Raw genomic sequence first — 14,993 nt, forward strand, 5'->3', positions numbered from 1 at the left:
GGAGCACATCGAGGCAGTGAGAGCGGTTGCCGGAGCCAGATGGCATCACCAGCACCATCTGCGCTTCTTCTCTTTCGTCCCAGCTGGAATCGCCTGCGGAAGGGCCTTCAGCCAAGTCGCCGCTCTCGCGCGCATCCGATCTTCGCCGGTTGCACGTTCGTTCTGCCGACGCCAGAACGTGATCAGGATGGCCGCTGAGGCGGCCACGCCGACCAGAGCGATGACCGCCCGCAAGTCCGCCCAGATGTTGTCGCCCATCGCGGAGTAGTAATCCTTGCCTGCCGCAGAAGCAGACTCATAGAGCTCCCTCAGCTGCTGTTCTGAGACCGCGAACTTCGGATTCGCCTGTCGTTCCAATTGCGCCGTCCTCGCAAATTCCGTCAGCTGCCGATCCGTGGCATCCATTTCGCGTTCTAGCTGGAGGATCCTCGCCGAGCTCACGCCGGGATCAATGAGCATCTCGAGCGCCGGCGGTACCAAAAGTGCAGAAATCGCGACGAGGACCGATATCAACGTGATCAACGTAGATCGAAACGCCGCCACCTGCTTGCTTTCATGCACTTCCGCGATCTCCTGAAGAGTGAACAAGAGAAGCGTTCGATGGGCCGGGGGCGCTGCTTCATACTTGCCGATCTCGACAAGTACCTCGTCGGCCGAGAAGGCCTTCGAACACAGCCGCTTTGCCTCCGCGCTACCTGTCCCAGCCGCTGAGAGTGGAACAGCAGTCGTGAGACTCGGGCTACTTTTCATCTTCTTTGGTCGCGCCATTTGCCCGGATCTCCCAGTCCTTCATCACGCTCGCACGCATAGTGCGAGTCGACGAATGGTAAACGCGACAGCGACCACAGACAAGGGTCGCGAGAACCCCCCAAAAGGGAATTGCTGTTTGACAGACGAGAAGCGTGGCGCGCGTCGGGCATGAGACCAGTCCAGACCGGTCAGCGCACGACGAAGGGCCCCGGTCTCCCGGGGCCCTTCACGCGGATGCCGGGCTGCGCGCGAGGCGCGGTGCCGGATCCATCTGGCGGTGGCGGTGGGATTTGAACCCACGGTGGAGTCTCCCCCACACACGCTTTCGAGGCGTGCTCCTTAGGCCGCTCGGACACGCCACCGGGATCGAGTGTAGTACAGGGCGGCGCCGCGGCCGCACGGGGCGGGCGGCGACGGATCAGCGCGCGGGCGCCAAGGCGCGCACGCGGACGGGCGCCTCGACGCGCACCGGGACGGACGCGATGCGGGCCGCGCGCGGGAGCGTCACCGGCGTCGCCGCGTCGACCACGCGGATCCCCCGCACCTCGACCGCGGCCGGCACGGGCACCGCGATGAGGTCGCCGGCCGCGAGGTCGGCGGGGAGCCGCACGGCCTGGCCGCCGACCTCCGCGGGGCGGGCCGCGGCGGTGGACGCGCGGCCGATGAGCCGCGCCTCGGCCCACGCGCAGGCGAGGCCGGCGACGTCCGCGTCGACGAGGAGGGCGCGCGGGGAGACATCGGTCGCGGGGGCGACGGCGAGGACCCGCAGCACGACCGCCGAGGCCGATGCCGTCCGCGACGCACGCGCGCCGCTGCCCCGCTCGACGGCGGCGGCCGTGGTCGTGCACGGCGTGCCGCGCTCCGCGACGAGCGCGACGAGGGACACGTCGCCGACGCGCAGGTCGGTCGTGGTGGCGACGGTGCCCGACGGCCAGAGGGCGGCGGCGAGCGGATCCGGGATGCTGCGGCGGAGCGACGGGAGGATCGCGGTGAGGGTCATGGCAGCAGGTCTACCGCCGCGGACCTCGACGGGAGCCGACCCTGACGGAAGCCATGCGCCGGGCACGGCGACCCTCACGGGATCCGCACGGCCGGGGACGACGCGGGCGCCCCGCCGCCGGAGCGGGCATGCTCGAGGGATCCCATCCGCTCGCCCCGAAGGAGACCCGTGCCCGAGAACCGCGACCCCTCTCTGCCCTGGCTCCTCTTCGACATCGGCGGGGTCCTCATCACGCGGCCCGACGACATTGGGGCGATCAGCCGCGCGCTCGATCCCGATGCCCCCGGTGGCGAGGACGCCGAGTCCCGCGTCCGCGACGCGTTCGACGCGCACCGCGAGCCGTACGACCGCGGCGGCAGCGCGCGGGAGTTCTGGGAGGCCGTCGCCCGCGACCTCGACCTGCCCGCGCCCGGCGAGGACGACCTGGCGGAGCTCGTCGCGATCGAGCAGCGCCGCTGGGGAGCGCCGGACGACGAGACGCTCGCCGCCCTGGATCGCGCCGTCGCCGCGGGGTACCCGCTCGCCATCCTCTCCAACGCGCCGCACGAGCTCGCCGACGTGCTCGAGGATCCCGCGGGCTGGGGCGCCCGGTTCGAGGTCGTGCTGGTCAGCGCGCGCATCGGCATGGCCAAGCCCGACGCCGACGTCTGGCCGCACGCCGTGGAGCGCCTCGGCAGCCCGGCCGAGCGGATCGTGTTCGTGGACGACAAGCCGGCGAACGTCGACGCCGCCCGCGCGGCCGGCATCCACGCCCACGTCTGGGAGGGGCTCGGCACGCTCGACCGGATCCTCGACGGCACGCTCGCCTGACGCCCGCGCGCCGCGCGCCGCGCGCCGGGCGCCGGGCGCCGGGCGGAACGCTAGCGCGCGCTCGCCCGGAGCGTCACGCGCCCCTCCACGATCTCCGCCGCGACCGCCGGCATCGCGGTGCTCGTGCTGCGGGCCTCGCGGCGGATCAGCCGGAACGCCTCGTCCATGTCGACGCCGAGGGTGTGCGAGATGACGCCCTTGGCCTGCTCGATGAGCACCCGGCTGTCGAGCGCGTGGCGGAGCTGGTCGTGCACGACGCTGCTGTCGCGGATCGTCCGCTCCTGGAGCACGCTGATGGTCGCGACGTCGGCGAGCGCCTGCGCGGCCGTCGCGTCGGCTTCGTTGAGCGCGCCCTCGTGCTCCCGGAAGAGGTTGAGCGAGCCGATGATCTGCCCGCGCAGCCGCAGCGGGATCGCGTGCACCGACACGTACCCGGCGCCCTGGGCCTCCGCCGCGAAGGCCGGCCAGCGGTCGGCGATCTCGCGCACGTCGGATACGGACACGACACGGCCCGTGCTCACGGCCTCGACGCACGGGCCCTCGCCGGCCTCGAGCTGCATCAGCCCGACGAGCCGGCTCTTCTCGCTCGTGGACGCGACGACCTCGAGGTGCTGGGCGTCGGGCCCGATGATGATGCCGGACGCGCTCGCGTCGAACAGCAGCGTCGCCTGGTCGACGAGCGTCTGCAGCAGGTCGAGCACGTCGTATCCGCTCACGAGCGAGTCGGCGAGGGTCACGAAGGTGTGGACGAGCAGCGCTTCCCGGGTCTCCGGCATCGTCGTGGTTCCTCTGGGTCGATCGGGCGGTGGTGGTGGTGCGGGTCAGCGGTCGGGGCTGAAGTCGAGCGTGCGGCCCACGACGTCCTCGGCGACGTCGCGCAGGGGGCGGCCGGTGGCGAAGGCGTGCCCGCGGAGGACGAGGAGCGCGTCGGTCGGCGGGATCCCCATCTGCGCGACCACCATCCCGGTGGCCTGGTGCACCTCGCGGCGCGAGTACCGGCCTCCCCAGGCTCCAGTGTCCTCCTGCGGGCCCTCGGCGGCCAGGAGGGCGCGGCGGAGGACCTGGCGCGCGACGATCCGGCTCAGGGTCGTGGCGTCGGCCATCTCCCGGTCGGAGATGTCGCGCGCGGTGCGGGAGTAGAGGTCCACCGCGCCGAGGTCGAGCCCCGCGACGACGAGCGGGAAGGCGAAGACGGCGCCGAGGCCCGTCGCGTGCATGGCCTGGCGGGCGAGCGGCCAGGTCGTGTCGGCGGATCCCTGCACGTCGGGCTCGAGCACGGGACGGCGCGTGGCGATCGCCTCCCAGCACGGGCCCTCGCCGAGGTCGAGCTGGATCTCGTCGAGCCGGGCCGCCCGCTCGTCCGACGCGCAGACGGTCTCGCTGCCGAGCGGTTCCCCGAGGGTGGAGACCGCGGCGCCGTCCACGCCGAGCGCCGCGACGAGGGGGCCGCACAGGTCGGATCCGGTCGCCGTCGCGTGCTCGAGGGCGAGGACGGCGCCGGAGTAGCGGGCGCGGTCAGGCACGGGGATCAGCGCCGAGCGGGATCGTGCGCATGTCGCTCCCTCGGACCGACGGGCCGCATCGGGGTGCGAGCCGCGTGTCGACGGGCGTCGACGCATGGCCACCCTAGCGTCGCCCCGCGCCCGTCGACCGGGCCCGGGCGTGCGACGCCGCGTCCGGCATCGCCCCGTTCGGCGAGGATGATGGAGGCATGACGCAGTCCCCCGACGCCCCCGCCCGCCGCGACGCCGCCGAGGGGGCGCCGGCCACCGTCGGGATCCTCGGCGCCGGCAAGGTCGGCACCGTGCTCGCCCGCCGCGCGATCGCCGCCGGGCACCCGGTGCTCATCTCGGGATCCGGGGATCCGTCGCGCATCGCCCTCATCGTCGACGTGCTCGCGCCGGGCGCCGTCGCCACCACCTCGGCGGATGCGGCGGCCCGCGCCGACGTCGTGATCCTCGCGCTCCCCCTCGGCAAGCTGCCCTCCGTGCCCGTGGCGGAGCTCGCCGGGAAGCTCGTGGTCGACTCCATGAACTACTGGTGGGAGGTGGACGGCCACCGCGACGACCTCGCGAACCCCGCCTCCTCCACGAGCGAGCTCGTGCAGGACTTCCTCCCGGACTCGACGGTCGTCAAGGCCTTCAACCACATGGGGTACCACGACCTCGACGAGGGACCCCGCCCCGCGGGCGAGCCCGGACGCAAGGGCATCGCGGTCGCGGGCGACGACGACGCCGCCCGCGCTACGGTCGCGGCGCTCGTGGACGCGTTCGGCTTCGACCCCGTCGACATCGGCCCGCTCGCGGCCGGCCGCGTGCTCAAGCCGGGCCGCTCGCTCTTCGGCGTGAACGTCGACGCGGACGAGATCCGCCGCCTGGTGGCGCTCGAGTCGGCGGACGCGTCGCGCTCCGCCTCCCGCTCCACCGAGTAGCGCGCGCATGGACATCGGCGGCTCCCTCGGCGAGATCACCGTCACGGTCGCGCTGCTCATGATCCTGGCGGCGCTCGCGGCCGGCTGGATCGACGCGGTCGTGGGCGGCGGAGGCCTCCTGCAGCTGCCGGCGCTGCTGCTCGTGCCGGGGATCACGCCGGTGGAGGCGCTCGCGACCAACAAGCTCGCGTCGCTGTTCGGCACGTCGACGAGCGCGGTCACCTGGTACCGGCGCACGCACCCGGACCTCCGCACAGCGCTGCCCATGGCCGCCGTCGCGCTCGCCGGGAGCTACGGCGGGGCGAGCCTCGCGGCGCTGCTGCCGGCGGCGGTGTTCAAGCCGCTCGTGGTGGTCGCGCTGATCATCGTGGCCGTCGTCACGATCGCCCGGCCGCAGCTCGGCGACGTCGCCGCCCTCCGCCACACCGGCCGGAAGCACCACGGGATCGCGGCGCTGCTCGGCGTGGTGATCGGCTTCTACGACGGGCTCATCGGGCCCGGCACGGGCACGTTCCTGATCATCGCGCTCATCACCGCCCTCGGCTACGACTTCGTGCTCGCGAGCGCCAAGGCGAAGATCGTCAACGTCGCGACGAACCTCGGCGCGCTCGCCTTCTTCATCCCGCAGGGCCACGTGCTCTGGGCGCTCGCGCTCGGCATGGGCGTCGCGAACATGGTCGGCGGCTACGCGGGATCCCGCATGGCCGTCGCCCGCGGCAGCCGCTTCATCCGCGTCGCGTTCATCGTGGTGGTCGCGGTGCTCATCGTGAAGGTGGGGTCGGACGTGGTGACGGAGTGGGGCGCGTGATCGATCGATCACCCTTGACTCGGTGATCGATCGATCACATACTCGAAGGTGATCGATCGATCACCCGAGGAGGCGGCATGGCCAGGACCACGCGGACGCTCGCCGCGGAGCTGCGCCATCGGCGTGAGGAGCTGGGCCTCACCCAGGCGGGCGTCGCGGAGCTGGCTGGGGTCTCGCGGGAGTACATCGTGCGACTCGAGAGCGGGAAGCCCGGGTCGGAGATCGGATCGATGATGCGCGTCGTCCGCGCGCTGAGCTGCGAGCTGAGCCTCACGATCGACCCGCGAGCCGCGGATCCCGACATGCCCTCGCCGTTCGACCAGCCATGGGAGGACGACGATGAGTGAGGCCCTGAGCGTCTACCTCGACGGCCGGTTCGCCGGACGATACGAACGGACGACCTCCGGTCGCGTCGGCTTCACCTACGACGCCGCCTACGCCGAGAGGCACGGAGCGACGCCGCTGTCCATGTCCCTCCCCTTCGGCGCGCGCCTGCCGGCGCGGGCGGTGGATGCCTACTTCTCGGGGCTCATCCCCGAGGGCGCCGATGCGCTGGAGCAGATCCGACGGACGCACGGGCTGCGGACGACCGCCGACGCGTTCTCCGTCCTCCGCCACATCGGGCGCGACGCCCCGGGGGCCGTGCAGATCCTGCCCGAGTCGGAGGAGGCCGACGACGATGCCCGCGCGCAGGGCGACGTGACGGAGCTCTCGCCCGATGAGCTCCGCGGCCTCATGTCCGATCTCGCATCCGGCACCGGCACCACGCCCGCGACCCTGCAGGGGAGGTGGTCGCTGCCGGGCGCGCAGCGGAAGGTGGCGCTGCACCGGCTCGCCTCCGGCGCCTGGGGGATCCCGCGCGACTCCACGCCCACGACGCACATCCTGAAGCCGGCCATCCCCGGCTTCGCGCACCACGACGTGAACGAGTTCCTGACGATGCGGGCGGCCGCAGGGCTGGGGCTCGACACGGCGCGGACCGACGTGCTCGATCTGGGCGACGGGCTCTCCGTGCTCGTGTCGCACCGCTACGACCGGATCGAGGTCGACGGCCGATGGCGCCGGCTCCACCAGGAGGACCTCTGCCAGGCGCTCTCCGTGATGCCCGGTCGCAAGTACCAGGACCAGGGCGGTCCGGGGATCGCGCAGGCCGCCGACCTCTTCAGCGAGTTCGAGTACCCGGCCGAGGCCGCATCCGCTCGAGCGCGCTTCTTCGACGCCGTCGTCTTCAACGTGGCGGCATGGGCGACGGACGCGCACGCCAAGAACTTCTCCGTCATGCTGCGCGGGAACGGCCAGCAGCTCGCGCCGCTCTACGACCTCGCCTCCTACGCGCCCTACGACGGAGGGCCCCAGGCGGAGCGCTCCGCGATGAAGGTCGGGGACGAGTACCGGCTGGCGGCCATCGGGCGGCATCATCTGCAGAAGGCGGCGCGGCGGCTGCAGGTCGACGCGGATCTCGCGGATGCCCGGATCGACGCCATCCGCGACGGCATCACGGACGCGTACGCGGAGGCGGTCTCCGCGCTCGCGGACCACCCGACGCTCCTCGCACCGGCGCGCGCGATCGTGGACGCGGTGCACACCAAGGCGGTCGAGCGGGGGTGGGCGTCCGCGAGGACGTCGATCGACCTCGGCGAGGCGGGCGACGGGCCGACCTGACGCCGGGCCTCAGCGCACGGGCGTCAGATGCCCTCGCGGGCGTGCACCCGGTAGCTGGCGTAGTGGGCGACGGCGAGCACCGCGAAGGCGACCGCGGCGAGCGCCTCGCAGATGCGGCCGATGACCGGGATGTCGACGAGCACGACCGCGATCACGGCGGCGAGCAGGGCGAGCACGCCCCACACCGCGGCCAGCCGCGCGCAGCGCTTCGCGGGGCCGGGTTGGAGCCAGGGGGATCGGTTTGTCATTTCTCGAACCCAGGGGCGACCGGCGGCAAGGTGGATTTCGGATGCAGCGCCGCGTAGAGCACGACCCAAACGCGCCTCAGTCGCAGCGCTGAATCCACAGACGGCAATCTTATGTCACCTCTCGTAACGAGCCGGCTACGGCATCTCATCGAGGATGCGTGCCCACATTGCCAGATGGTGATAAATGTCTTCTGCGCGCTTGCGAATCTTTGTTGGTGCGGATAAACGCTCGACACCCTCACGAAATGCAATAAAGTCCTCGCGCAGACGCGCTACCGCCGAAGAGGTCGGCATCGTAGACCACTCACCAATTTCCACACCACGCACGCGCACCGAATGACGCATTAGCGAGTGGTAGTCGAGAGTCAGCGGCGACGCACCATCGCATTCCTCACATTCGCAGGCCACGAGGGGCCTATTTTGGGTCCATAGCACGTTTGCGAGTTCTACCGATATATACTTATGCAAGCGCGGCACATAATATCGCGCCTGCGGCGCGCCCGAAGAAGGCAACTCTATGTAGTCACGATGCTCCCCAAAGCCAATTCCATGCGAGGAACCCACGAGTCCATATCGAGCAAGTAAGACGGAGAAGAATCCACCATATAGCGCGAATACACGTTGCCCGCGCTCCCTTGCGCTTTTAATAGCTCGCGCATACGCCGCGAGCTCGGATACCGACTCCGGCCGAAACTCCTCCAAATCATTAACCCACGCAACGATGTCAATAGTGTTTACGCTATTCGCTAACGCACCCCACTTGTCCGCTGTAGTCGCAGCAAGGACCCGACGCAAAGGAATGCCCACCCGGCGCGACGTCGCATATTGCACGGAAGCCTCCCACAGTCGGTTCGATACCTCGAACCAACCGTCGTCGGCACTCTCCACCATCATATATGGGGGCAGAATAGCATTTGGGCCTTGGCGATTTTCGGGGAAGACTGCCTCTTGAAGTCTTGAGGCATACTTGTCGAAGGTCTTCGTGGTTACATTGTCGAAACCAACATTAAAGTCAATCCAGCGCGCTGCAACCTCGTTGACCACTTCGTCCGTAAAGTCTTCTGGCGTCGGCTGCCGATCCGTTTGAATTAGACCAGGTTGCCCCAAAACCTCAGCAAGCATCGCGTGAGACTTCTTGGCGCTCGTAAGACGATTCTGAAACAATGGAAATCGGGAGTCAATGATGTACGGTTTTGCTGATCGCGCCGAGAGACTTAGTACAAAGCCCTTGGTGCCCTCAGCCTGGAAGGCAGCAATCGTTCCTGGCACAAGGAGACCGTCAAACACTCCTGAGAGATCGCGAACCGTTTGCTGATCGGTAGATCCGTAGCTTAAGTAATGCTCAAACATACCAAGCCTCGCATTTCTTTAGGTTCGTAACGATACGAAGTCGAGCGGATTTATTTGCGACCGAAGCTTGGGGTCGGCGTACGACTTCGCCCCCCTGAGGGCCTATAACAATTATGCCGACTCCAAAAGATTCAGCTTCTTCTATATTCCGCTGACGCGGCGTGGCAGGTAAAACCATCCATGACCTGTCAAATCCCGTACGGTTGTAGGTAGCCTGCTCAAGTGCACGTCCGAATCCGTTGAGTTTCAGTTCAAAGGCCGAGAGGACGCCACTTCGAGTGTGGGTAACTAGGTCGACACGCCTGCCGTGCACGGGAAGCTCTCGGACTATCGTTGTGTCTGTACGAATCCAGTTAAGGCGTCGGAGGTACTCCACGAGAGGCGGCATCATTCTCGCCTCTCCGGTCGTATTGAAAGCGTCGTCCATTTCCGCGTAAGCAATCATGAGCTGACTCCTTGCGATGTTGAGCCGGAGTGTTCGTACGACTGCTGTAAGCGTGATTGGAAAAAGATGTATATAGCAAACACTACGACACCGAAAGCAAGCAGGACTGCCACACAATAAAGCGCCCCGTGCCACAAAGTTGTCATGCTAAAGGTAAAAGTGTAGAGCAATATTGCTACGAGCACCCCTACGGCAAATGCAACGGATGCCCACTTTGCGACAGAACACGTTATCAAGAACGCTTGGAATTGACGCCGAATGCGCATACGCTCGCGCAATACCCGGACAGCGCGCTTGGCGATGCGTCCTACTGGAGCGGGATCCTCGACTACCGACCCAGGGTCAAATGGCGCTCCGGGTGGAGGTATGACCGCGTCAATGGCTGCACGCAATTCTTGGAACAAGTCCGTGGCCTTGCCATGCAGGCCCGCGTATGCAAAATTGACTTTCAATACCCAATCATCGTGCGCTTTTTGCCGTAAGTGCACAGTTTGCCACACCATGCCTATTGCGGCGATGAGCACCACCACGCCCACGCCAGTGATCCAGTCAATATTTGGGGCACTGGCCGGGACCGCCGACATCACGCGTCGGGCCCGAGTATGTCCTCACGAATTACAGACTTCGTCGTAAAGGAGTCGTACCTCTGATATACGTATCGAACGAGTTGCCTAAGCGGAATCGAGGCGAATCTCGACTTAAATTCTTCAAGCTCTCGGATGGCGTTCTGAGGCAACTCTTTTGACAGAGCATCGAAGTACTTCCATCCGCGCTCTGTTAATTTAAAGTCACGTGAGACGTAGGAATTGGTGGCAACGTCGTCAATGCCGTGTCGCTTTTCCCATGAATCGGATTCGTCTTGAGACAGAAGCGCCGAATCTGTCACCAAGCCCGCGGCGCTCAGCGTGTCAACTGCTTGGTAAACTCTTTGTGAGAACGGCCCGAAGTTATAGGGTTCAAATTTGGCATCCTCGTCGAGCCAGTCTTTGCTATTTGTCTCTCGCTCTATCAAAAAAATCAACTTCTCGAGGCGAGTCACCCCTTGAATTTCTCCAGGTTGACTGTTTGCCGCTTTGACGCCTAGCAGCAGCACCACTAGGTCGTCAATCTCAACCGGGTTGCTCATAATTTTTCCTCACATGCACTGCCCCTTGGGGCCTGACGGCACAAAGCGCCGTGCAGCTAGGGGCTCAGAGGTACTTGGTTCGCCGACTTGGGGTGTCTAACAGCGTACGAGGTTGCAAGCATGCACCCCACCCCCACGTTAGGGCGCATGACCCTCGCTCACCTGTCCGAGTCCATGCCCCCTTGCGTAGGAGTGTCGTGAGGTTCCCCCCGCCCCCGTGAGGGAACCGTATGGATGCGTGAGGACGCCCGCGGGCGAGGTGTCTACTCGTCCTCCGTGCCCCCGACGGGCACCCGCGTCCGACCGGCCGCGGCATCCCTCAACGGAGGATCCCCCAGTGCTCGACCTCGTGTACATCGCAGGCGCCATCGTCCTGTTCGCCCTCGTCGCCGTCGTCGGCCGAGGAGTGGAGAAGCTGTGATCACCTCGTTCGCCGACGCCGCCGGCCTCGCCGCCGCCGCGCTCGGCATCGCCTCCGTGGTGTACCTCGTGTACGCCCTCGTCCGGCCCGAGAAGTTCTGATGGACACGCTCGCCGGCATCCTCCAGGTCGCGTCCGTCGTCCTGGTCCTCGTCCTCGTCCACCGCCCCCTCGGCGACCTCATGGCGCGCATGTACGAGTCGCGCCACGACTCCCGCGTGGAGCGCTTCCTCTACCGTCTCATCGGCGTGGATCCCCGCTCCGAGCAGACCTGGCCCGCCTACCTCCGCGCGGTGCTCGCGTTCTCGCTCGTCGGCGTCCTCGTCGTCTACGGGATGCAGCGCCTCCAGGGCTTCCTCCCGTACGCGCTCGGCCTCCCCGCCGTGCCCGAGGGCCTCTCCTTCAACACGGCCGTCTCGTTCGTCACCAACACGAACTGGCAGTCGTACTCGCCCGAGGCGACCATGGGCTACACGGTCCAGCTCGCCGGGCTCGCCGTGCAGAACTTCGTCTCGGCGGCGGTCGGCATGGCGGTCGCCATCGCGCTCGTCCGCGGCTTCGCCCGCACGCGCAGCGGCACCATCGGCAACATGTGGGTCGACCTGCTGCGCGGATCGCTCCGCCTGCTCCTCCCGCTCTCGCTCGTCACCGCGGTGGTCCTCATCGCGGGCGGCGTGATCCAGAACTTCGCGGGCTTCCAGGACGTGGCGACGCTCGCGGGCGGCTCGCAGACCATCCCGGGCGGGCCGGTGGCCTCGCAGGAGGCCATCAAGATGCTCGGCACGAACGGCGGCGGGTTCTTCAACGCGAACTCGGCCCACCCGTTCGAGGACCCGACCGCGTGGACCAGCGCGTTCCAGGTGCTGCTGATGCTCGTGATCCCGTTCTCGCTCCCCCGCACCTTCGGGAAGATGGTCGGCGACACCCGCCAGGGCACCGCGATCGCGGCCGTGATGGCGACGATCTTCCTGGTCTCCCTCACCGCCCTCACGCTCTTCGAGCTGAACGGCGCAGGCTCCGCCCCGATGGCGGCCGGCGGCGCGATGGAGGGCAAGGAGCAGCGCTTCGGCATCATCGGCTCGACGCTGTTCGGCACCGCATCCACGCTCACCTCGACGGGCGCGGTCAACTCGATGCACGACTCGTACACGGCGCTCGGCGGCATGATGCCGATGCTCAACATGATGCTCGGCGAGGTCGCCCCCGGCGGCGTCGGATCCGGCCTCTACGGCATGCTCATCCTCGCCGTGATCTCGGTGTTCGTCGCGGGCCTGCTCGTCGGCCGGACGCCCGAGTACCTCGGCAAGAAGATCGGGCCGCGCGAGATCAAGCTCGCGAGCCTCTACATCCTCATCACGCCGACGCTCGTGCTCGTCGGCACCGCGCTGAGCTTCGCGATCCCCGCCGTCCGGGAGGACGTCGAGGGCACCTCGATCCTCAACAGCGGGCTGCACGGCCTCTCCGAGGTGGTCTACGCGTTCACCTCGGCGGCCAACAACAACGGATCCGCGTTCGCCGGCCTCACCGCCTCGACGCCGTGGTTCAACACGGCGCTCGGCGTCGCGATGCTGCTCGGGCGGTTCCTCCCGATCGTGTTCGTGCTGGCGCTCGCCGGATCCCTCGCGGCGCAGGACCGCATCCCCACCACCTCGGGGACCCTGCCCACCCACCGGCCGCAGTTCGTCGGCCTCCTCATCGGGGTGACGGTCATCGTGACCGCTCTCACCTACTTCCCCGTTCTCGCGCTGGGTCCCCTGGCGGAAGGGCTCGCATCATGACCGCCATGACCACCCCCGAGGCGCCGGCCGCTCCGGCTCCCGCGTCGCGCGCCCGGGCCATCGACGCCCGGCAGCTCGCCGAGGCGCTCCCCGGCGCGTTCCGGAAGCTGGATCCGCGCCTCATGTGGCGGAACCCGGTGATGCTGATCGTCGAGGTCGGCGCCGCGTTCACCACCGTCCTCGCCATCGCCGAGCCCTTCACGGGCGGCGCGGGATCCTCCGGCGGCAGCGCCGTGCCCGCGACCTTCACGGCCGGCATCGCCCTGTGGCTCTGGCTCACGGTCGTCTTCGCGAACCTCGCGGAGTCGGTGGCCGAGGGCCGCGGCAAGGCGCAGGCCGACAGCCTCCGCAAGACCCGCACGAGCACGATGGCGCACGTCGTCGCCTCCTACGACCAGGCTCGGGATCCCGGCGCCGAGCGCGCCGAGCTCCGTGAGGTCTCGAGCGCCGACCTCACGCTCGGTGACACGGTCGTCGTGGTCGCCGGGGAGTTGATCCCGGGCGACGGCGACGTCGTGTGGGGCATCGCCTCCATCGACGAGTCGGCCATCACGGGCGAGTCCGCGCCCGTGGTCCGCGAGTCCGGCGGCGACCGCAGCGCCGTCACCGGCGGCACGCGGGTGCTGAGCGACCGGATCGTCGTGCGCATCACCTCGAAGCCCGGCGAGACCTTCGTCGACCGCATGATCGGCCTCGTCGAGGGCGCGTCGCGCCAGCGCACGCCGAACGAGATCGCGCTGAACATCCTGCTGGCGAGCCTCACGATCGTCTTCGTGGTCGTGGCGCTCACGCTCAACCCGATCGCCTCCTACTCCGCAGCGACCGTGAGCGTGCCCGTGCTGATCGCGCTGCTCGTCTGCCTGATCCCCACCACCATCGGGGCGCTGCTCTCCGCCATCGGCATCGCCGGCATGGACCGGCTCGTGCAGCGCAACGTGCTCGCGATGTCGGGCCGCGCGGTCGAGGCGGCCGGCGACGTCACCACGCTGCTCCTCGACAAGACCGGCACCATCACCTACGGCAACCGCCGCGCCAGCGAGCTCGTGGCCGTCGACGGCACGGGCGCCGAGGAGCTCGCCCGTGCCGCGGCCATGTCGTCGCTCGCGGACCCGACGCCGGAGGGATCCAGCGTCGTCGACCTCGCGGTCGCCCAGGGCCTCGACACCTCGACGCTGCCCCGCGGCGTCGACGTGCCGTTCACCGCGCAGACCCGCATGTCGGGCGTCGACCTGCCCGACGGCACGGTCGTCCGCAAGGGCGCGTCGTCCGCGGTCATCGCGTGGCTCGAGGAGGGCGGGCGCCCGCTGCCCTCGACGCTGCACGCCGAGCTGACCGCGGCCGTCGAGGCCATCTCGAACGGCGGCGGCACCCCGCTCGTCGTCGCGATGAAGGACCCGGCGGGCGCCGGCCGCGTGCTCGGCGTCGTGCACCTCAAGGACGTCGTGAAGGACGGCCTGAAGGAGCGCTTCGCGGAGCTGCGGGCCATGGGGATCCGCACGGTGATGATCACGGGCGACAACCCGCTCACCGCCCGCGCCATCGCCGCCGAGGCCGGGGTGGACGACCACCTCGCCGAGGCCACGCCCGAGGACAAGCTCGCGCTCATCCGCAAGGAGCAGGAGGGCGGCCGCCTGGTCGCCATGACCGGCGACGGCACCAACGACGCGCCCGCGCTCGCGCAGGCCGACGTCGGCGTCGCGATGAACACGGGCACGTCGGCCGCGAAGGAGGCCGGCAACATGGTCGACCTCGACTCGGACCCGACGAAGCTCATCGACATCGTGCGGATCGGCAAGCAGCTGCTCATCACCCGCGGCGCGCTCACCACGTTCTCCATCGCGAACGACGTGGCGAAGTACTTCGCGATCATCCCCGCGATGTTCACGGGCGTCTTCCCGCAGCTCGCGGTGATCAACGTGATGCAGCTGCACTCGCCGGCGTCCGCGATCCTCTCGGCGATCATCTTCAACGCGCTGATCATCGTGGCGCTCATCCCGCTGGCCCTGAAGGGCGTCGCGTACCGGCCCCTCAGCGCCTCCAAGGTGCTCAGCCGGAACCTGCTCGTCTACGGGGTCGGCGGCGTGATCGCGCCGTTCATCGGCATCAAGCTCGTCGACCTCGTCGTCAGCCTGATCCCCGGCTTCTGATCCCCTCTTCACCGAACA

15 protein-coding genes and 1 tRNA gene are annotated in these 14,993 nt (G+C 68.4%); 8 read left to right on the forward strand and 8 right to left on the reverse strand.

Annotated features, from left to right (window positions below):
* Positions 1–45: 45 nt before the first annotated feature.
* The 3 genes from CMN_RS13335 to CMN_RS13345 all read right to left on the reverse strand — a co-directional run bounded on the left by CMN_RS13335 (position 46) and on the right by CMN_RS13345 (position 1,750).
* On the reverse strand, positions 46–561 hold the full coding sequence (locus tag CMN_RS13335; protein ID WP_041465316.1) for a hypothetical protein: 516 nt from the start codon (positions 559–561) through the stop codon (positions 46–48).
* 461 nt (positions 562–1,022) lie between these two features.
* A tRNA-Ser gene (locus CMN_RS13340) sits at positions 1,023–1,112 on the reverse strand.
* A gap of 56 nt (positions 1,113–1,168) precedes the next feature.
* Positions 1,169–1,750 carry a hypothetical protein gene (locus tag CMN_RS13345; RefSeq protein WP_015491306.1) on the reverse strand — a complete coding sequence of 194 codons (582 nt, stop codon included), beginning with the start codon at positions 1,748–1,750 and terminating at the stop codon, positions 1,169–1,171.
* Positions 1,751–1,918: 168 nt separating this feature from the next.
* On the opposite strand from CMN_RS13345, the gene CMN_RS13350 reads away from it, so the two are divergent.
* Positions 1,919–2,560 (forward strand): HAD family hydrolase, encoded by a 642-nt coding sequence (locus CMN_RS13350; protein ID WP_015491307.1) that lies wholly within the window; start codon positions 1,919–1,921, stop codon positions 2,558–2,560.
* Between the two features lie 50 nt (positions 2,561–2,610).
* Here the strand turns inward: CMN_RS13350 and CMN_RS13355 are convergent, their stop codons facing one another.
* Positions 2,611–3,336, reverse strand: coding sequence for a GAF and ANTAR domain-containing protein (locus tag CMN_RS13355; RefSeq protein ID WP_015491308.1), 726 nt, complete (start codon positions 3,334–3,336; stop codon positions 2,611–2,613).
* A gap of 45 nt (positions 3,337–3,381) precedes the next feature.
* Positions 3,382–4,083, reverse strand: a complete 702-nt coding sequence (locus CMN_RS13360) for a GAF and ANTAR domain-containing protein (RefSeq protein WP_015491309.1) — start codon at positions 4,081–4,083, stop codon at positions 3,382–3,384.
* Positions 4,084–4,271: 188 nt separating this feature from the next.
* Between CMN_RS13360 and CMN_RS13365 the strand changes: the two genes are divergently transcribed.
* From CMN_RS13365 to CMN_RS13380, 4 genes are all read left to right on the forward strand, one after another.
* Entirely contained in the window at positions 4,272–4,991 is a 720-nt protein-coding gene (locus tag CMN_RS13365; protein WP_015491310.1) for an NADPH-dependent F420 reductase, read from the forward strand.
* A gap of 7 nt (positions 4,992–4,998) precedes the next feature.
* Entirely contained in the window at positions 4,999–5,799 is an 801-nt protein-coding gene (locus tag CMN_RS13370) for a sulfite exporter TauE/SafE family protein (RefSeq protein WP_015491311.1), read from the forward strand.
* A 77-nt stretch (positions 5,800–5,876) separates the two neighbouring features.
* Complete coding sequence (locus tag CMN_RS13375) at positions 5,877–6,146, forward strand: helix-turn-helix domain-containing protein (protein WP_015491312.1); 270 nt, start codon at positions 5,877–5,879, stop codon at positions 6,144–6,146.
* Complete coding sequence (locus CMN_RS13380; protein WP_015491313.1) at positions 6,139–7,461, forward strand: HipA domain-containing protein; 1,323 nt, start codon at positions 6,139–6,141, stop codon at positions 7,459–7,461. The genes CMN_RS13375 and CMN_RS13380 overlap by 8 nt, the downstream gene beginning before the upstream one ends.
* A 23-nt stretch (positions 7,462–7,484) precedes the next feature.
* Here CMN_RS13380 and CMN_RS15010 read toward each other — a convergent pair whose 3' ends face one another.
* From CMN_RS15010 to CMN_RS15020, 3 genes are all read right to left on the reverse strand, one after another.
* Positions 7,485–7,709 carry a hypothetical protein gene (locus CMN_RS15010; RefSeq protein ID WP_063986772.1) on the reverse strand — a complete coding sequence of 75 codons (225 nt, stop codon included), beginning with the start codon at positions 7,707–7,709 and terminating at the stop codon, positions 7,485–7,487.
* Positions 7,710–7,844: 135 nt separating this feature from the next.
* Positions 7,845–9,059: a hypothetical protein gene (locus CMN_RS15015; RefSeq protein ID WP_015491314.1), complete on the reverse strand. Its 1,215-nt coding sequence runs from the start codon at positions 9,057–9,059 to the stop codon at positions 7,845–7,847.
* A 1,028-nt stretch (positions 9,060–10,087) separates the two neighbouring features.
* On the reverse strand, positions 10,088–10,630 hold the full coding sequence (locus tag CMN_RS15020) for a hypothetical protein (RefSeq protein WP_015491317.1): 543 nt from the start codon (positions 10,628–10,630) through the stop codon (positions 10,088–10,090).
* 417 nt (positions 10,631–11,047) lie between these two features.
* On the opposite strand from CMN_RS15020, the gene CMN_RS13390 reads away from it, so the two are divergent.
* The 3 genes from CMN_RS13390 to kdpB are packed head-to-tail and all read left to right on the forward strand — an operon-like array spanning position 11,048 to position 14,975.
* Entirely contained in the window at positions 11,048–11,152 is a 105-nt protein-coding gene (locus CMN_RS13390) for a potassium-transporting ATPase subunit F (RefSeq protein WP_015491319.1), read from the forward strand.
* Positions 11,152–12,828, forward strand: a complete 1,677-nt coding sequence (gene kdpA, locus CMN_RS13395; RefSeq protein ID WP_015491320.1) for a potassium-transporting ATPase subunit KdpA — start codon at positions 11,152–11,154, stop codon at positions 12,826–12,828. The genes CMN_RS13390 and kdpA overlap by 1 nt, the downstream gene beginning before the upstream one ends.
* On the forward strand, positions 12,825–14,975 hold the full coding sequence (gene kdpB, locus CMN_RS13400; RefSeq protein ID WP_015491321.1) for a potassium-transporting ATPase subunit KdpB: 2,151 nt from the start codon (positions 12,825–12,827) through the stop codon (positions 14,973–14,975). Before kdpA ends, kdpB begins: the two co-directional genes overlap by 4 nt.
* Positions 14,976–14,993: the final 18 nt, after the last annotated feature.

This window comes from Clavibacter nebraskensis NCPPB 2581, assembly GCF_000355695.1.
GTDB classification, from domain to species: domain Bacteria; phylum Actinomycetota; class Actinomycetes; order Actinomycetales; family Microbacteriaceae; genus Clavibacter; species Clavibacter nebraskensis.